The organism is Janthinobacterium violaceinigrum (genome assembly GCF_009208555.1).
Classification (GTDB): Bacteria; Pseudomonadota; Gammaproteobacteria; order Burkholderiales; family Burkholderiaceae_D; genus Janthinobacterium; species Janthinobacterium violaceinigrum.
In genome coordinates this window covers 80,850-98,997 of the sequence record NZ_WFLI01000001.1, presented here as the reverse complement: position 1 = coordinate 98,997, position 18,148 = coordinate 80,850, and the positions used below count along the sequence as shown (strand labels likewise).

The window sequence follows — 18,148 nt, the reverse complement described above, 5'->3', positions numbered from 1 at the left end:
TCTGTTCGGCATTTTCACTTCAGCGTGAAATGCCTATAATGGCTGGCACGCCATACCGGTCCCCGGTCCCTGCACCAAGAAGGAGTTTCATGCATCATCTATTCGTCGGCCGCCCCGCGCGCACCATGCTCCTCTCCAGCGCCGGCTTGCTGCTGGCAGGCTGTTCCCTCCTGCCATCCACCCCGGCGATGCCGGGCGTACCGGCCACCGCGGCCCTGCCCGACGCCAGCATCGCCTACACCGTGAGCGGCCAGGGCGGCTTGCCCGTCGTGTTCCAGTCGGCCATGGGCGACGGCAAGGATGTGTGGGCCAAGGTGGTGCCGGAAGTGTCGAAACAGCACCGCGTGCTCGTGTACGACCGTCCTGGCTACGGCGACAGCCAGAAAACCACCACGCCGCGCGATCCCTGCACCATTGCCGCCCAGCAGCGCGCCCTGCTGGCGCAAGCGGGCCTGAAACCGCCGTATGTGCTGGTCGGCCATGGCCTGGGCGGACTGTACCAGTATGTGTATGCCAGGCTGTACCCGCAGGACGTGGCCGGGCTGGTGCTGCTCGACCCCACGCATCCGCAGCAATGGAGCCGCCTGCAGACGGACGCCTCCACCTACGCCATGCTCGTCAAGACGCGGCGCAAGCTGATGTTCAACAGTGCGGAATCGGCCGAATTCGATGCCCAGGCACAGTGCCTGCAGCATGTCGACATGGCCAGCCCCCTGCGCGTGCCCGCCATGCTGCTGGTGCGCGACAAGTTCGGCATCGAGGAAATGGGTTCGTTCGAGAACGTGGTGCGGGCGCAGGAAAAGGACTGGCAGCGCCTGTCCGGCGCGCCGGCCATCGAGCGCATCACGGGCGCCGGCTATTACATCCAGAAAGACAACCCCGTCATCGTCAACGAGGCGGTCAAGATGGTGGCGAAGAAGAAATAATAAATATCGCTGGCATTTAACCCCTGCAGCAAAATCCGGGGTCGGACCCTGATGGTCCGACCCCGGTCTCTGCCGTTGGGTTTCTTAGCTGTTGAAACCCTTGCCCTCGCCCGCCAGCTTCACCAGCAGGGGCGCCGGAGTCCACGCTTCGCCGTGGCGGCCTTTCGCGTAGCCGGCGATCGTATCGAGCACGTTCGGCAAGCCGACCGTGTCCGCGTAGAACATGGGGCCGCCGCGGAACAGGGGGAAGCCGTAGCCCGTCAGGTACACCATGTCGATGTCCGAGGCGCGCAGGGCGATGCCCTCTTCCAGGATGCGCGCGCCTTCGTTGACCAGCGCATACACGAGGCGTTCGACGATTTCCTGGTCGCCGATCTTGCGCCGCGCCACGCCGATGTCGGCCGAGTGCTGCACAATCATGGCGTTCACCTGTTCCGATGGATAGGCCTTGCGGTCGCCCGGCTTGTAGTCATACCAGCCGGCGCCCGTCTTCTGGCCATAACGACCCAGTTCGCACAGCAAGTCGGCCGTCTTCGAATACGTGACGTCCGGCTTTTCCACGTAGCGGCGCTTGCGGATGGCCCAGCCGATATCGTTGCCGGCCAGGTCGCCCATGCGGAACGGGCCCATGGCAAAGCCGAATTTCTCTACCGCCTTGTCCACCTGCTCGGGCAGGCAGCCTTCTTCCAGCAGGAAACCGGCTTGCCGGCTGTACTGCTCGATCATGCGGTTGCCGATGAAGCCGTCGCACACGCCGGACACGACGCCCGTCTTTTTCAGTTTTTTCGACAGGGCCAGCGCCGTGGCCAGCACGTCCTTGCCCGTCTCCTTGCCGCGGACGATTTCCAGCAGCTTCATCACATTGGCAGGACTGAAGAAATGCGTGCCGATCACGTCCTGCGGGCGTGTGGTGAACGCGGCGATCTTGTCCAGGTCCAAGGTGGACGTGTTCGACGCGAGGATGGCGCCCGGCTTCATGACGGCATCGAGTTGCTTGAACACGGTTTCCTTGACGCCCAGTTCCTCGAAGACGGCTTCGATGACGATGTCCGCCTGCGCGATATCCGCATAGGCCAACGTGCCGGAAACGAGCGCGATGCGCTGCTCGGCCTTGTCCTGCGTCAGCTTGCCCTTCTTGACCGTGTTCTCGTAATTCTTGCGGATGGTGGCCAGGCCCTTGTCCAGCGCTTCCTGCTTCGTCTCCAGCAGCATCACGGGAATGCCCGCGTTGGCGAAATTCATGGCGATGCCGCCGCCCATGGTGCCGGCGCCCACGATCGCCGCCGTCGCGATGGCGCGCACGGGCGTGTCGGCCGGCACGTCGGGCACCTTGCTGGCAACGCGTTCGGCAAAGAAGGCATGGCGCAGGGCTTTCGACTCGGGCGACTGCACCAGCTGCATGAACAGTTCGCGCTCGTATTTCAAGCCGTCGTCGAACTTCATCGTCACGGCGGCAGCCACGGCATCGACGCATTTCAGCGGCGCAGGGAACGGGCCGGACATGGCCTTGACCGTATTGCGCGAAAACTGCAGGAACGCTTCATGGTTCGGGTAGTCGACCTTGCGCTCGCGCACTTTCGGCAGCGGACGTACGTCGGCAACCTTGGTGGCAAAGGCCACGGCGGCAGCCAGCAAGTCGGCGCCGGGGGCGATCACTTCGTCGAACAGGGCCGTGCCGGCCAGCTTTTCCGACGCCACGGGCGTGCCCGAGACGATCATGTTGAGCGCCGTTTCCAGGCCCAGGACCCGCGGCAGGCGCTGCGTGCCGCCCGCGCCCGGCAAGATACCCAATTTGACTTCCGGCAAGGCCATTTGCGCGCCAGGCGCGGCCACGCGGTAGTTGCAGCCCAGCGCCAGTTCCAGGCCGCCGCCCATGCACACGCTGTGGATGGCGGCCACGACGGGCTTGGTCGCGTTTTCCACCACGCTGATCAGGGTATGCAGGGTCGGTTCCGTGAGCGCCTTGGGCGAATTGAATTCCTTGATATCGGCGCCGCCCGAGAACGCCTTGCCGGCGCCCGTGATGACGATGGCCTTGATGGCCTCGTCGGCCAGCGCCTGGCGGATGCCGGCCACGGCGGCCGTGCGCGTGGCCAGGCCCAGGCCGTTGACGGGGGGATTGGCCAGGGTAATGACGGCAACGGCGCCGTTTACTTGATATTCAGCACTCATGTCTCTTCCTTATTGATTTACCGGTTTTTGCTTGGCGATGAGGTGGTTGCAAGGGATGAAGCTTCACTATACCGCATAAAAGAACGCTCGTATTATTTTTGTCGCGGCGCGCGGGGCGCCGGTACCGGCCACCATGGTACAACATCGTCCGCTGCGGCTGGCGGCACCGCTGGCAGAAAGCGCCAGCAGCTATCGAATGCATATCCATTTTAAATAATTAAAACATAACAAGAAAAACACCGTTTTATTATGTGCGAAATGCGCTGCGCTATCGGTCCGCGGGCCAATAACGACACTTTTTACATTATTTATTCATGCCCCTTGTTTTTCGCCAGGGGCTGGGGAATAATAAAATTATTGATTCAAATCAATACACTGCAATTGATTTATTATTAGGGATCAGTGCCGCCGGCTATCGCCCGTTTATATCGCGCAGATTCTCACCGATTATCACGCGGATCATGTGCGGGGCATTATGGAATCATTTTATATCGTCATTACCTGTCAGTATTAGCGCCACCCATTCCTCTTCCCACACTGAAGGAAATACTATGGACGCAGCCAGCCATGTCAGCCACTCCCAGGATCTGGACTTACAAGCGATAAATACTGCATTGAACCGTGTCCAGGCCGTGATCGAGTTCGAACTCGACGGCACCATCCTGCATGCGAATGACAATTTCCTGCGCGTCGTCGGCTATTCCCTGGCCGAAGTGCAAGGCAAGCACCATGCCATCTTCTGCGACCCCGAGTATGTGAAAACGGCCGAATACCGCGACTTCTGGGCCAAGCTGGGACGCGGCGAGTTCGACCAGGGCGAATACAAGCGCCGCGCCAAGGATGGGCGCGAAGTGTGGATCAACGCGTCCTACAACCCCATCCTCGACGCCGACGGCAAGCCGTATAAAGTGATCAAGTTTGCCACCGACATCACGGCCAGCAAGCGCCGCAATGCCGATTACGAAGGCAAGATCGACGCCATCAGCAAGGCCCAGGCCGTGATCGAATTCCGGCTCGACGGCACCGTCATCCGCGCCAACGACAACTTCCTCAAGTCCGTCGGCTACACGCTGGCCGAGATCGAAGGCAAGCACCACCGCATTTTTTGCGAAGCGGAATACGCGAAGAGCGAGGAATACGCGCAATTCTGGCAAAAACTGGCCAAGGGCGAGTTCGACGCGGGCGAATACAAGCGCGTCACCAAGGATGGCCGCGAAATCTGGCTCAACGCCACCTACAATCCCATCTTCGACACGGAAGGCCGGCCATTCAAGGTGGTCAAGTTCGCCAGCGACGTCACGGCGCTGAAAAAGCGCAACGCCGAGTACGAAGGCAAGGTCAGCGCCATCGGCAAGGCACAGGCCGTGATCGAGTTCGACATGCAGGGCAATGTGCTCGACGCGAACGAGAATTTCCTCGCCGTCATGGATTACGACTTGAGCGATATCAAGGGCGAACACCACCGCATGTTTTGCGAGCCCGAGTACGCCAGCAGCGCCGAATACAAGAAATTCTGGCAAAAGCTCAACCGGGGCGAATTCGACGCGGGCCGCTACAAGCGCCTGGGCAACCATGGCAAGGTGGTGTGGATACAAGCCACCTACAACCCCATCCTGGACCTGAACGGCAAGCCCTATAAGGTGGTCAAGTTCGCCATCGACATCAGCGAACAGGTGAACCTGGAAAACAGCATCCAGGCCAAGGCCAGCAACGACAGCCGCAAGGTCAATGCCCTGCTCGAGTCGGTGGCGCGCGCGGCGCAAGGCGACCTGACCTGCAATATCGTGCCCGAGGGCGACGAGCCCATCGACCTGCTGGCGGGCGGCATCAGCAAGATGATCGTCGACTTGCGCGGCGTGATCGGCAACGTGGTGTCGGCGGCCAACGGCTTTGCCGACGCCTCGCATACGATCGCCGAGCGGGCCACGGGCGTGGCCGTGGGCACGCAGGCGCTGGGCGCCACGGTGGAGGAAATGAACGCTTCCATCGACGGCCTGACGTTTTCCATCAATTCCATCGCGGAAAACACCTCGAACGCCGACTACCTGGCGAAAGCCACGCAGCAGGAAGCGGAAGCGGGCGCGCGCGCCGTCGCCAAGTCGATCGAGGCGATGGACCTGATCAACCGCTCGTCGGAAGACATCGGCGAAATCGTCAAGGTCATCAGCGAGATCGCCAACCAGACGAACATGTTGGCGTTCAACGCGGCCATCGAGGCGGCGCGCGCGGGCGAGCACGGTCTGGGCTTTTCCGTCGTCGCCGACGAGGTGCGCAAGCTGGCCGAACGCTCGTCGCAAGCCACCAAGGAAATCTCCAAGCTGATCAACGAATCCGTCAAGCGCGTCTCCACGGGCAGCGAAATCTCGCGCCAGGCCAGCGACGCCTTCGACAAGATCGTCTCGGGCGTGGCGAAGACCACCCTGGCCATCTCGGATATCTCGAAGGCGGCCAACGAGCAGCTGCTGACGGCGCGCGAAGTGTCGACGGCGATCCAGTACATCGCCGAGGAAACGGAAAAGTCGGCCGCCAACTGCGACAGCATCGCCCGCTCGACGGACGGCCTGAACGAGCGCGCGGGCAGCCTAAACCAGACTGTCTCCGGCTTCGTGGTGTAGGCCATGAGCCACGCGGCCACCTTGACGCCCGAGGTGCTGACGACCCTGATCGCGCTGGTGCGCCAGCACACGGGCATCGCCATGACGGCGCGCAAGAGCGTCTTGCTGGAACGGCGTTTGCAGCCACGGCTGCAGGCGCTGTCCCTGCACAGCTACCAGGCTTACCTGGACCGGGTGGCCAGCGACCGCGACGAGGTGGCACATTTCATCGACCTGGTGACCACCAACGACACCCTGTTCTTCCGCACACCGTCCATCTGGGATTACTTCCGCGACCGCTACCTGCCCGCCTGGGCGCGCGCGCATCCGGGCGGCTGCCTGAGCATCTGGTCGGCCGCCGCCGCCAGCGGCGAGGAGCTGTATTCGATCGCCATGCTGTGCGAGCAATTCAAGCTGCAGGCGCCGACCTTCCGCTACCAGATCCTGGCCAGCGACATTTCGCAGCAGATTCTGGGCGCCGCCAGGGCCGGCCAGTACAGCGGCCGCTCCGTCGAACGCATCCGCCTGTCGCACCCGGACTTGCTGCGCAAGTACTTCACGCCCTCCCCGTATGGCGTCAAGGTCAACGAGGAACTGCGCCAGCACGTCAGCTTTGCGCAGCACAATCTGCTCGAGGCGCTGCGCCCGGCCCAGCGCTTCGACCTGGTCTTCCTGCGCAATGTGCTCATCTATTTCGATGCCGAACACCAGGAAACCGTGCTGCGCCAGGCGCGCCTGAGCCTCAAGGACGAGGGCCGGCTGATCCTGGGCGAGTCCGAAACCATCGCCCGCCTGGGCACCGGCTACCAATTCGAGTTTCCCATGATTTATAAGGCGGGCACGGCATGAGCATCAGCCTCCTCAACGAACACGGCGCGCCCTTGCAACACGTTGGCATGGGGCAACTTAGCGTGGGCATGCAGGGCGAACAGCTGCAGGCGCTGCTGGGCTCCTGCATCGGCATCGGCTTCATCTGGAAGAACGGCCCCTGCTGCGGCCTGGCCCACTGCCTGCTGCCGGAAGCGCCCGGTGCCGAGCCGGGCCTGGGCGCGCCTAGTGCACGTTATGTGAGCCAGGCCGTGCCCTCGCTGCTGCGCCTGATGGGCGTGCGCCAGGCCGACTACGCCGATATCGAGGTGGTGCTGGCGGGCGGCGCCAGCATGTTTGGCCCCCGCAATGGCCGCCTGCAGGTGGGCCGGCAAAATGCGGAAGCGGCGCAGAAATACCTGGACCAGTGCGGCCTGCACGTGAGTTTTTGCGCGCTGGGCGGACGCCACGGGCGCCAGCTGCTGATCGATTGCGCCCACCACAGCTACGCCGTCACCGATGTGGTGGCGCAACCCGGATTGAATCCACGCAAGGAAGGCGCATATGGATATGCATGAAGCGACGGGCTTGCACAGCCAGGCCCAGGGCGACGCGGCCGCCGACCTGTTCGGCTCCTTCCAGCTGGGCGGCGATGAATTCGCCCTGCCCGCCGGCTGCATCCGCGAGGTGGTGAACTACCCCGCAAAAGTCACGGCCCTGCCCCTGTCGCCCGCCTACCTGGAAGGCATGTTCACCTTGCGCGGCAGCGTCATTCCGGTGGTCAACCTGGGCCGCTTGTTCCGCGCCGATGCGCCGCGCGCCGTGGCCACGGACAAGATCGCCATCCTGGATTTTCAGCAAGTGCTGATCGGCATCGTCTTCCAGGACACGGGCGAAATCCTGCGCGTGCCCGCCAGCGCCCGCAGCGCGCTGCAGTATGGGGCCGGCGACGCGCACGCCGTCATCGCCGGCACGATCCTGCTCGACGGCGGTGCGCGCCTGCTGCAAATCCTCGACCCGCATGCGCTGCTGCGCATCGAGAACGTGCCGCACGTGCTGGCCCTGCAGGCGACGGGCGCCAAGCTGAGCACGGCCCGCTACCATGCGCAGAGCGAGCGGCGCCAGTGCGTCAGCTTTCATGCGGCCGGCGCCACGTTTGCCTTCGAAATGCTGGCCATCCAGGAAATCATCAAGGTGCCGGAACTGCACAGCTCCCTGCTGAACAGCGAACTGTGCCTGGGGCGCATGCATTTCCGCGGCAGCCAGGTGGCCGTCGTCGACTTCGGCGCCCTGCTGCAGGCCGCCGGCGCCGGCAAGGCGGCCACGCCCGAGCAGCGCATCATCGTCGTACGCCTGGAAGAGACGACGATCGGCTTTCTCGTCGATTCCGTCGACAGCATCGTGCATTTCTTTGGCGACGAAGTGCTGCCGATTCCCCTGCTGAGCAAGGCACGCGCGGCCATGTTCGCCGGCTGCATCACCAAGGAAGGCCTGGGCGACATCATTTTTCTGGACCACAAGGAAATCCTGTCGCAGGCCGAGATCGTCGAAATGCGCGACGGCCACGCGCGCCTGTACCCGGCCGACACGGAAACGGCCACCGCCGCCACGCGCAAGGCGCAGCGCCGCGTCTACATCACGTTTACGGTGGAAACCCAGTTCGCCGTGGAAATCGGGCAAGTGCGGGAAATCATCGACTTCAGCGGTGCCATCACCACGCCGCCGGGCATGCCGGCCTGCATGCGCGGCATGCTGAACCTGCGCCAGCAAATGATCAGCATCATCGATCTGCGCCAGCTGTATGCGATGCCGCCGCTGGCGGACACGGGCGCCGGCAAGATCCTCATCGTGGAACGGGGCGCCGAGCGCTACGGCTTCCTCGTCGACCACGTCGACAACATCATGACCATTTCCGACAGCCAGCGCTTTGCCGCGCCGCAAATCATCCGCACGGGCACGCATGACGACTTGCGCAGCGAAATGGATGAAATGATCGATATCGGCACGCAGGAGCAACGCCAGACCCTGTCCGTCTTCCAGTGCGATCACTTGCTGGAGAAACTGGGGTCGGCGTTGCCGCAGGCGGCGTGACAAACAAGCACTAACCCAACGGCGTCAAAATACCGGGGTCGGACCCTCAGGGTCCGACCCCAGCCCTTGCTGCAGGGTTAGCTGATGGGCCGCCCCCTGCCCTTGCTGCCGGCTGGATCAGGCCCGCTGATGCATCACAGCCCCGGCAGCTTGTGCCCCTTGAACTGGTCGCGCAGCTTGTTCTTCTGGATCTTGCCCGTCGCGCCCATGGGCAAGGCATCGATGAACAGCACGTCGTCGGGCGTCCACCACTTGGCGATCTTGCCTTCAAAGAACTGCAACAGCGCTTCGCGCGTGACTTCCATGCCGGGGCGCAGCACCACGACCAGCACGGGGCGCTCGTCCCATTTCGGATGGAATACGCCGATGCAGGCCGCCTGCAGCACGGCCGGGTGGGCCATGGCCAGGTTTTCCAGGTCGATGGTGCCGATCCACTCGCCGCCCGACTTGATCACGTCCTTGCTGCGGTCCGTGATCTGCATGTAGCCATCCGCATCGATGGTGGCCACGTCGCCCGTGGGGAACCAGCCATCCTGCAGCACCTCGCCGCCCTCGTTCTTGTAGTACGAGGAAATGATCCACGGCCCCTTGACCAGCAGATGGCCGTAGGCCACGCCATCCCACGGCAATTCCTTGCCGTCGTCATCGACGATCTTCATGTCCACGCCATAGATCGCATGGCCCTGCTTGTGCAGGATATCGCGCTGCGCCGCCTTGTCCATGGCCAGGTGCTTGGTCTGCAAGCCGCCCGTGGTGCCCAGCGGCGACATTTCCGTCATGCCCCAGCCATGGATGACTTCCACGTCGAACTTGTCGATCAGGGTATCCATCATGGCCGGCGGGCACGCGGCGCCGCCGATCACCGTGCGGCGGAAGGTGGAGAATTTCAAGCCGTTCTGCAAGGCGTAATTCAGCAGGCCCAGCCAGACGGTGGGCACGCCGGCCGAGAACGTCACCTTTTCCGATTCGAACAGCTCGTACAGCGACTTGCCGTCCAGCGCCGCGCCGGGAAACACCATGCGCGCGCCCGACAGCAGCACGGAATACGGCAAACCCCAGGCATTCACGTGGAACATGGGCACGACGGGCAGGACCGTATCGGTGGCGCGCACGTTGAGGGCGCTGGGCATGGCCGACGCATACGCGTGCAGCACGGTCGAGCGGTGCGAATACAGGGCGCCCTTGGGGTTGCCCGTCGTGCCCGAGGTGTAGCACAGGGCAGCGGCCGAGTTTTCATCGAACACGGGCCACGTGTAGTCGTCCGAATGCGTGTCGATCAAGTCTTCATAGCACAGCAGGTCGGCGATGCTGCTGTTGGCGGGCATGCGGTCGCGGTCGCACATCAGCACGAAATGGCGGACAAAGGTGCAGTCGGCGGCGATCTTTTCCACCACGGGCAGGAAGGTCAGGTCGAACAGCAGCACCTGATCTTCCGCATGGTTCGAGATGTAGGCGATCTGTTCGGGAAACAGGCGCGGATTGATGGTATGCAGCACGGCGCCCGAGCCGGACACGGCATAGTACGCTTCCAGGTGGCGGTAGCCGTTCCAGGCCAGGGTGGCGACCCGGTCGCCCATGCCCACACCGAGCCCGTGCAAGGCATTTGCCAGGCGCCGCGTGCGCTGGTGGCAATCGCGGTAGGTATAGCGGTGCAAATCGCCTTCCACGCGCCGCGAGACAATTTCCCCGCTGCCATAATGACGCGCTGCAAACTCGATAATGCTGGAAATCAGCAGGGGCTGGTTCATCATCTGGCCCATCACTGGGCTCATGGGAAATGCCATCGTGTCTCCTGGTAGTGGATGCTGGATTTTATTGCTGGAATTCAAAGATTTTTCCTAGTTTCGTACGGTCGTGCGGAAATCGTCAACGCATTTCGATATTGCAATGCAGCATGGAATTTTCGATTCCGTTTTTCCTCGTGTTCACGCCCGCCGCGGCAGGCCCGAAGACGCCCGGCGCACGCCCTGGCGCTGTGCGGTAAAATCGTATTTTGGCTGGCGCTTGTCTTCCCTTTCCTGCCGGCACCTCTTATTGAATGGAATTGCCATCACCGCCCTTACCTTACCACTGGATAATGCCTTTGCGGCCCTGCCGCCTGCGTTCTATACGCGTTTGATGCCCACGCCCCTGCCCGCCCCGTATTTCGTGGCTGCCAGCGGGCCGGCCGCACGCCTGGTCGGCCTCGATGCCGCGCGCTTGGCCGCGCCGGATTACGTCGAGCTGCTGAGTGGCAATACGGTTGCCGAACGCTCGATACCGCTGTCGGCCGTGTATTCGGGCCACCAGTTCGGCGTCTGGGCCGGCCAGCTGGGCGACGGCCGCGCCATCTTGCTGGGCGACATCGCCACCGACGATGGCCCGATGGAACTGCAGCTCAAAGGCGCGGGCGCCACGCCGTATTCGCGCATGGGCGACGGACGCGCCGTGCTGCGCTCGTCCATCCGCGAATTCCTGTGCTCGGAAGCCATGGCGGCGCTGGGCATTCCCACGTCGCGCGCGCTGGCCATCATGGGTTCGCAGCAAGGCATCATGCGCGAAACGGTGGAGACGGCCGCCGTCGTGACGCGCATGGCGCCCTCGTTCGTGCGCTTCGGCTCGTTCGAGCACTGGTTTTACCGCAAGAAGCCGGACGAGCTGAAAATCCTTGCCGATTACGTCATCGACGGCTTTTATCCCCATTTGCGCGCTGCGGCAAATCCATATCAGGCATTGCTGGCCGAAGTGTGCGTGCGCACGGCGCACATGATTGCGCACTGGCAAGCCGTGGGTTTCATGCATGGCGTGATGAACACGGACAATATGTCCATCCTGGGCCTGACCATCGATTACGGTCCCTTCGGCTTCATGGAAGCGTTTGACGCCGAGCACATCTGCAACCACACGGACCAGCAGGGCCGCTATTCCTACGCCAACCAGCCGCAGGTGGGCCACTGGAACTGCTATGCGCTGGGCCAGGCGCTGCTGCCGCTGATCGGCGAAGTGGAGCAGGCGCAGGCAGCGCTGGACACCTACCAGGGCGCCTTTGCGGACAAGATGAATGCCTTGCTGCGCGCCAAGCTGGGCTTGCGCACGGCGCAAGACGACGATACGGCCCTGTTCGACAGCATGTTTGCGCTGATGCAAGCCAATCACGTGGATTTCACCAACTTTTTCCGCGCGCTGGCGACCTTGCAGGTGGCCGCCCCCGAGCACGACACGGTGCTGCGCGACATGTTCATCGACCGCCCCGCATTCGATGCGTGGGCCGCCGCCTACCGCGCGCGCCTGCTGCAGGAACACAGCATCGATGCCGAGCGCCGCGCCGCCATGAACCTGGTCAACCCGAAATACGTGCTGCGCAACTACCTGGCGCAAGTGGCCATCGAGAAAGCCCAGCAGCAGGACTACACGGAAGTGGCGAAACTGCTGGAAATATTGCAAAAGCCATTTGACGAACAGCCCGAACACCAGCACTATGCGGCCCTGCCGCCCGACTGGGCCAGCCACCTTGAAGTCAGCTGCTCATCCTAAGGAGTCATTATGACCACGAATAAAGTCAAGAAAACGGACGCCGAATGGCGCGCCATGCTCGATTCCATGCAATACGAAGTGACACGCCACGCGGCCACGGAACGGGCCTTCACGGGCAAGTTCTGGGACCACCATGAACACGGCATCTACACCTGCGTCTGCTGCAACACGCCCTTGTTCGCGTCGGACACGAAGTTCGATTCCGGCTGCGGCTGGCCCAGCTATTTCCAGGCGCTCGACCCGGCCAACGTGACGGAAATCGTCGACCGCAGCCACGGCATGGTGCGCACGGAAATCGTCTGCGCCGTCTGCGACGCCCACCTGGGCCACGTGTTCCCGGACGGCCCGCCGCCCACCGGCTTGCGCTATTGCATCAATTCAGCCTCCCTGCGCTTCGATCCGCAGCCTTGATGGCACGGGAATGATGCTCAGGAGCAGCGATGTTGCTCCTAAGTCATTCCTAAGATGTTTACACCACGCTCATAGTAAAGTCTCGCCATGAAATTTCTATTCGACCTATTCCCCCTGATCGCCTTCTTTGCCGCCTTCAAGCTGGGCGGCATGTATGAAGCGGCCACGCACGATTTCGTGCAGCAATACCTGTCCGGCTTCGTGTCCGGCGGCCTGATCAAGGCCGACCAGGCCCCGTGGATACTCGCCACCCTGGTCGGCATCGTCGCCACCGCTTGCCAGGTCAGCTATCTGCTGCTGCGCGGCCGCAAGGTCGACGGCATGCTGTGGCTGTCGCTGTTCATCTTTGTCGTCTTCGGCGGCGCCAGCATTTACCTGCATGACGATTTCTTCCTGAAATGGAAACCGACCCTGATCTACTGGCTGTCCGGCCTGGCCCTCTTGATTGCCCACGTGGGCTTCAAGAAAAACCTGATCCGCAAGACCATGGAAGCGCAAGTGCAATTGCCCGATGCCGTATGGAACCAGTTGCTGGCCGCATGGATCATCTTCTTCGGCGCCATCGGTGCCCTGAACCTGTTCGTGGCCTTCGTGCTGTACAAGGGCGACATGGCTGCCTGGGTCAGCTTCAAGGCGTTTGGCGCGACGGGCATTTTCTTTGCCTTCATCGTGGCGCAAACCCTGTTCCTGGCCAAACACATCAAGGAAGACGCATGATGAATACCCTCACCGAAAATACTTCGCCGGAAACGCGCATGCAGCGCATCCGTACCCGCCTGGAAACGGCACTTTCTCCTCTGGAATGCGTGCTGGAAGACGACTCGGCGCGCCACCGGGGCCATGCGGGCGCCGCCTCGGGCGGTGGCCATTACAATCTACGCATTATTTCTAGTCAATTTGAGGGGCTCAGGCTCGTCATGCGCCATCGACTGGTGTATGATTCCGTGCACGATATGATGCATAATGAGATACATGCATTGGCGATTGTGGCCTTGGCGCCGTCCGAAGCAGGTTAAGGATGGCGTTTTTGGCGTACCGGGGCGACCTGGTATGCCGCTGGCCGCAAACGCCATGCACGCGTTTTCTGTCCATGCGTTTTTTACGAAACTTTCCCTAACAGGATTTAATAATGACTTTTAAGCCAGCCCGCTTGCTGATCGCACTACTCGCCGTTGTCGCGGTACCTGTTTTTGCGCAAAATGTTGCCGTTGTTAATGGCAAGCCTATCCCATCGTCGCGCGTTGATGCAGTCGTCAAGCAAGTCGTCGCCCAAGGCCAGCAACCGGATTCGCCGCAATTGCGCGAAGCCATCAAGAAGGACTTGATCGGCCGTGAAGTGCTGATGCAAGAAGCGGAAAACAAAGGTTTCGGTAAAGATGCAGCTGTCAAACAGCAAATCGAGAACGCACGCCAAGCCATCGTCATCAACGCCCTGGTCGGCGACTACCTGAAAAAGAATCCCGTCAACGACGCTGAAATCAAGGCTGAATACGACCGCTTCGTGGCCCAGACGGGCGACAAGGAATACCACGTACGCCACATCCTGGTGGGCACCGAAGCCGAAGCGAAAGACATCATCGCCAAGCTGAAAGGCGGCGCCAAGTTCGAAGACCTGGCCAAGCAATCGAAAGATGCCGGTTCGGCCGACAACGGCGGCGACCTGGACTGGGCAGCCCCATCGTCGTTCCCGAAAGTCTTCTCCGACGCCTTCGTGAAACTGCAAAAAGGCCAGGTCACCGAGACCCCGGTGCAAACGCCTAACGGTTTCCACGTGATCAAGCTGGACGACACCCGCGCGGCAAAACTGCCGACCCTGGAAGAAGTCAAGCCACAGATCGCCGAAGCGCTGCAGCAAAAGAAACTGCAAGCGTATCAGGAAGAAATGATCAAAAAAGCGAAAGTTCAATAAGAACTGACCTCCCCGGCGCCCTTTTCGGCGCCGGTCGTGTATTCTGCGCCTGAATGCGAACTGCACGGCAGTCGCGTTCTCCGTATCGGTTTTTGTATATTTATTAGGAATGAACATGATTTTGAAGCCAGCCCGCCTGATCTTAGCCCTGGTCGCCGTTGTCGCGATCCCTGCGTTCGCGCAAAACGTCGCCACCGTGAATGGCAAGGCCATCCCATCGTCGCGCGTTGACCAGGTCGTCAAGCAAGTCGTCGCCCAAGGCAAGCAAGCTGATTCGCCGCAATTGCGCGAAGCCATCAAGAAAGACCTGATCGGCCGCGAAGTGCTGATCCAGGAAGCCGACAAGCAAGGCTACGGCACCCGTCCGGAAGTCAAATCGCAGATCGACAATGCCCGTCAAAGCATCATCATCAACGCCCTGCTGGCCGACTACGTGAAGAAGAACCCCGTCAAGGACGCTGAAATCAAGGCCGAATACGACAAGTTCAAGGCACAGGCGGGCGACAAGGAATACCATGCTCGCCACATCCTGGTGGCCACCGAAGCGGAAGCGAAAGACATCATCGCCAAGCTGAAAGGCGGCGCCAAGTTCGAAGAACTGGCGAAAGTATCGAAAGACGGTTCCGCTGCCAATGGCGGCGACCTGGACTGGGCTAGCCCAGCTTCGTACGTGAAGCCATTCTCCGACGCCATGGTGGCCCTGAAACCAGGCCAGGTCACGCAAACGCCCGTGCAATCGCAATTCGGCTTCCACGTGATCAAACTGGAAGAAACCCGTCCGACGAAGCTGCCGGCACTGGAAGAAGTCAAGGGCCAAGTGGCCGAGTCGCTGCAGCAGAAGAAACTCGCCGCCTACCGCGACGAACTGATGAAAAAAGCCAAAATCCAGTAAAAACGCCTGATATAAGCTACTGCGCGTCGCGCTTTGCGGCCTGCGATGCTCACCGCCTCGGCGGCCCCGTACTTTCGTACGGTTGCGCGTCTCGGCCACAAATCGCTGCCGCTCGCTACGCTTCTATCAGCCGTTTGGATGGCTGGACAAGAGCGCTCTTCGGGGCGCTTTTTTTACGCCTGAAACTTAACGGGATGCGATGGACCAATCGATGGATTTACATGCAGAATTGAAGGCCGCGCTGGAAGCGGTTGCCGAACCGGGCCGTGCGGGGCCCATGCAGGCCTATATGCGCGACCAGTTCGTTTTCCTGGGCGTGGCAGCGCCGCAGCGGCGGACGGCCGCCAGGACCCTGCTGGCAGGCCTGAAGGGTATCGATGGGGGAACGCTGCTGGAACATGCGCAGCTGCTGTGGCAACAGCCGGAACGCGAATACCAGCACGTGGCGCTGGACATGCTGGCCCTGCACCGGCGGCAACTGGGCATAGAACATATCCCCACCCTGCTCGGGCTGGTGCGCCAGCGCGCGTGGTGGGACAGCGTCGACGGCATGGCGGGCATCGTCGGCGACGTGCTGCAGGCGGAATTGCGGCGCGGCGGCGACGGCCATGCGCACATGGATACAGCCCTGCGCCACGACGACTACTGGCTGCGCCGCATCGCCATGCTGCACCAGCTGGGCTGGCGCGCCAACACGGATGCGGCCTGGCTATTCGGCGCGGCGCTGGCGCTGGCCCATGAAGACGAGTTTTTCATCCGCAAGGCCATCGGCTGGGCCTTGCGCGACTACGCGCGCCACGCGCCCGAGGCCGTGACGGCGTTTGCCGACGCGCACCGCCAGCAACTGTCTCCCCTCACCCGCCGCGAAGCGCTGAAGCACCAGCCGCGCTGAAGGACGAGCCGCCCAGCAGGCGCAGCGCCGCGTCGATGCGGGGTCCGGCATCCCAGGCGGGCACGGGTGCCAGCAAGCCCAGCGCCATCTGCCGCAGCGGTTCGGCTATCACCATGGCCAGCAGCAAGCCGGCCAGTTCAGGCGCATTGCCGACTGACACGTGGCCGCGCGCGGCCTGGCGTCCCAGCCACTCGGCCAGCAAGGCCGTGCCCCGCTCGATGCCGTTGCGCTGGTACATGGCCAGCAAGTCCGCGCGCGCGGGAAACTCCGTGCACAGCAGGCGGAACAGTCCCACGGCATCGGCCGTCAGCACGCGCGCCGCCATCGCCTGCAAGATCTCCTTCAGCAAGGGCAGCACCTCGCCGGGCGCGGCCGCGTCATGCGCCATGGCCGGCAGGAAGCCATCCGTCCAGCCCCGCACCACGAGGGCGACGAGTTCCTCGCGGTTGGCCGCATATTGATACAGCGACTTCTTTGCCATGCCCGCGTGGCGCGCCACCGCTTCCATGGTGGTGGCCGCATAGCCTTCGTGCAGCAGCAGCCACGTGGCCGCCTGCACGGCCGCCTCGCGCGCTTCCTCGGGCGGCCGCGCCGGGCGGCCCCGTCCACGCACGGCCTTGCTCTCTTCTTGCTGCATGCCAGCTCCAATATTGATCGATGGGCAATTTTACACTGAAACATATTTTGGAAACGATATACGTTTCTTTAATATATAATTGTCTCACCCTAACAAAGGAGAAGGACATGACGAGCTACACGCATATTCAATTTCCATGGAGCATCACCGGCACGGGCGACTTGCTCGATCCGTTTCCCCTGCACCTGGAAACGGGCATCACGCGCCTGGCCGACGGCTGCCTGCTGGTGGCGGCCCGCACGGAACTGCACGGCTGCAGCGGGCGCATGCTGGACTGGTGGTTTACGTTTTTCGAGACGACGCAGCACATCAAATGGTGGCATCCGCACGACCACGTGGCGCACCATGGCTGGAACAGTGCATGGAAAAAGGGAGAGAGTTACTACGGCGCCTCGATCGAGGCCGTGGAATCGCTGGGCGACATCGCGCCCGTGAAAGCCAAGCTGAAGTTCCACGATCCGAAACACGTGTTCGATCCCGCGCAACTGCAGCTGGCCAGGGACAGCGGCGCCCTGTCGGCGGCCGTCTGCGCGCGCATCGGCTTTGGCGACCATGTGGTGCTCGACCCGCATGGCGACCCGCTCGATGGCGAAATGCTGCACCTAGCGCGCGACACGCCCACGGGCTGCGTGCTGCGCAGCCGCTTCCTGCTGGGACGCAACAGCTTGAACCCCGTGCGCGACGTGCCCGACGTGCTGGGCCTGAACTTGCTGCGCCATTGCTACAGCGAATTTACCTATCTGTCGCGCTTTTTGCCGTCGCTGTACTACGGCGAACATGGCAACGGCGAAAAGGCCCCGTTGCCCTGGTAAGGCAGGTCCTTACAGCCGCTTGTGCATGCGCGCCAGCGGCAGTTTGATGTCATCGGGCAAGTCCAGATGAAACTCTTCGGTCACGGCAAAACCGCTGGCCAGGTATAGCGGCACGCCGGGCATGGTGGCGGCCAGTTCCAGCGCACCGAAACCGGCCGCTTGCGCCTGGCCTTCGCAATGGCGCATCAGCATGCTGCCCAATCCCTGGCGGACGGCCGTCGGCTCGACAAAGAAGGCGCGGATGCGTCCCGGCTGGCTGGCCGGATCGAGCAGCGGGTCCGGCCCGCTCTTGGCCCGGTCGGCGCCATACAGAGTGGCACGCCGGCTCCAGCCGCCGCAAGCCAGCATGGCGCCATCGCGCTCGATCACGAAATACGTCTGGTCGGCCACGAGCTGCGTATCGACGCCGAACACGTGGCGCGTGACGGCCTGGGCTTGCTCCTGCGTATAGAATCCCGCGCTCAGTTCCACGCCGGAACGGGCGATCAGCGC

17 protein-coding genes are annotated in these 18,148 nt (G+C 62.4%); 13 read left to right on the top strand and 4 right to left on the bottom strand.

Features of this window, described 5'->3' with window-relative positions:
- Positions 1 to 89 precede the first annotated feature (89 nt).
- Complete coding sequence (locus GCN75_RS00500) at positions 90 to 926, top strand: alpha/beta fold hydrolase (protein ID WP_193317331.1); 837 nt, start codon at positions 90 to 92, stop codon at positions 924 to 926.
- An 84-nt stretch (positions 927 to 1,010) separates the two neighbouring features.
- Here the strand turns inward: GCN75_RS00500 and GCN75_RS00495 are convergent, their stop codons facing one another.
- Positions 1,011 to 3,098 (bottom strand): 3-hydroxyacyl-CoA dehydrogenase NAD-binding domain-containing protein, encoded by a 2,088-nt coding sequence (locus GCN75_RS00495; RefSeq protein WP_152280861.1) that lies wholly within the window; start codon positions 3,096 to 3,098, stop codon positions 1,011 to 1,013.
- Between the two features lie 614 nt (positions 3,099 to 3,712).
- Between GCN75_RS00495 and GCN75_RS00490 the strand changes: the two genes are divergently transcribed.
- From GCN75_RS00490 to GCN75_RS00475, 4 genes are read left to right on the top strand one after another with little or no spacing between them, the layout of a single operon-like run.
- Positions 3,713 to 5,713, top strand: a complete 2,001-nt coding sequence (locus GCN75_RS00490) for a methyl-accepting chemotaxis protein (protein ID WP_226940958.1) — start codon at positions 3,713 to 3,715, stop codon at positions 5,711 to 5,713.
- Between the two features lie 3 nt (positions 5,714 to 5,716).
- Positions 5,717 to 6,541, top strand: coding sequence for a CheR family methyltransferase (locus GCN75_RS00485; protein ID WP_152280859.1), 825 nt, complete (start codon positions 5,717 to 5,719; stop codon positions 6,539 to 6,541).
- Positions 6,538 to 7,077 (top strand): chemotaxis protein CheD, encoded by a 540-nt coding sequence (locus GCN75_RS00480; RefSeq protein ID WP_152280858.1) that lies wholly within the window; start codon positions 6,538 to 6,540, stop codon positions 7,075 to 7,077. Before GCN75_RS00485 ends, GCN75_RS00480 begins: the two co-directional genes overlap by 4 nt.
- The gene (locus GCN75_RS00475; RefSeq protein ID WP_226940957.1) at positions 7,064 to 8,590 is read left to right on the top strand and encodes a chemotaxis protein CheW; all 1,527 of its coding nucleotides are present in this window, start codon (positions 7,064 to 7,066) and stop codon (positions 8,588 to 8,590) included. The genes GCN75_RS00480 and GCN75_RS00475 overlap by 14 nt, the downstream gene beginning before the upstream one ends.
- Positions 8,591 to 8,724: 134 nt before the next feature.
- Here the strand turns inward: GCN75_RS00475 and GCN75_RS00470 are convergent, their stop codons facing one another.
- A complete protein-coding gene (locus GCN75_RS00470; RefSeq protein ID WP_319633271.1) occupies positions 8,725 to 10,350 on the bottom strand; it encodes a 3-(methylthio)propionyl-CoA ligase in 1,626 nt (541 codons plus the stop codon).
- 358 nt (positions 10,351 to 10,708) lie between these two features.
- On the opposite strand from GCN75_RS00470, the gene GCN75_RS00465 reads away from it, so the two are divergent.
- From GCN75_RS00465 to GCN75_RS00435, 7 genes are all read left to right on the top strand, one after another.
- Positions 10,709 to 12,103: a protein adenylyltransferase SelO gene (locus GCN75_RS00465; protein WP_449768867.1), complete on the top strand. Its 1,395-nt coding sequence runs from the start codon at positions 10,709 to 10,711 to the stop codon at positions 12,101 to 12,103.
- 9 nt (positions 12,104 to 12,112) lie between these two features.
- Complete coding sequence (gene msrB / locus GCN75_RS00460) at positions 12,113 to 12,514, top strand: peptide-methionine (R)-S-oxide reductase MsrB (protein ID WP_070218372.1); 402 nt, start codon at positions 12,113 to 12,115, stop codon at positions 12,512 to 12,514.
- Positions 12,515 to 12,601: 87 nt separating this feature from the next.
- The gene (locus tag GCN75_RS00455; protein ID WP_046682773.1) at positions 12,602 to 13,231 is read left to right on the top strand and encodes a septation protein A; all 630 of its coding nucleotides are present in this window, start codon (positions 12,602 to 12,604) and stop codon (positions 13,229 to 13,231) included.
- Positions 13,228 to 13,530, top strand: a complete 303-nt coding sequence (locus tag GCN75_RS00450; RefSeq protein ID WP_405002768.1) for a BolA family protein — start codon at positions 13,228 to 13,230, stop codon at positions 13,528 to 13,530. The genes GCN75_RS00455 and GCN75_RS00450 overlap by 4 nt, the downstream gene beginning before the upstream one ends.
- A 113-nt stretch (positions 13,531 to 13,643) precedes the next feature.
- A complete protein-coding gene (locus tag GCN75_RS00445; protein WP_152280856.1) occupies positions 13,644 to 14,423 on the top strand; it encodes a peptidylprolyl isomerase in 780 nt (259 codons plus the stop codon).
- 115 nt (positions 14,424 to 14,538) lie between these two features.
- Positions 14,539 to 15,315: a peptidylprolyl isomerase gene (locus GCN75_RS00440; RefSeq protein WP_034756072.1), complete on the top strand. Its 777-nt coding sequence runs from the start codon at positions 14,539 to 14,541 to the stop codon at positions 15,313 to 15,315.
- A 211-nt stretch (positions 15,316 to 15,526) separates the two neighbouring features.
- A complete protein-coding gene (locus GCN75_RS00435) occupies positions 15,527 to 16,207 on the top strand; it encodes a DNA alkylation repair protein (RefSeq protein WP_226940955.1) in 681 nt (226 codons plus the stop codon).
- Here the strand turns inward: GCN75_RS00435 and GCN75_RS00430 are convergent.
- Positions 16,170 to 16,844, bottom strand: a complete 675-nt coding sequence (locus GCN75_RS00430; RefSeq protein ID WP_152280854.1) for a TetR/AcrR family transcriptional regulator — start codon at positions 16,842 to 16,844, stop codon at positions 16,170 to 16,172. The two genes, GCN75_RS00435 and GCN75_RS00430, sit on opposite strands and share 38 nt — an antisense overlap.
- Positions 16,845 to 16,951: 107 nt before the next feature.
- Between GCN75_RS00430 and GCN75_RS00425 the strand changes: the two genes are divergently transcribed.
- On the top strand, positions 16,952 to 17,656 hold the full coding sequence (locus GCN75_RS00425) for a DAPG hydrolase family protein (protein WP_152280853.1): 705 nt from the start codon (positions 16,952 to 16,954) through the stop codon (positions 17,654 to 17,656).
- Between the two features lie 9 nt (positions 17,657 to 17,665).
- Here the strand turns inward: GCN75_RS00425 and GCN75_RS29050 are convergent, their stop codons facing one another.
- A complete protein-coding gene (locus GCN75_RS29050) occupies positions 17,666 to 18,127 on the bottom strand; it encodes a GNAT family N-acetyltransferase (protein ID WP_226940954.1) in 462 nt (153 codons plus the stop codon).
- Between the last annotated feature and the right edge of the window lie 21 nt (positions 18,128 to 18,148).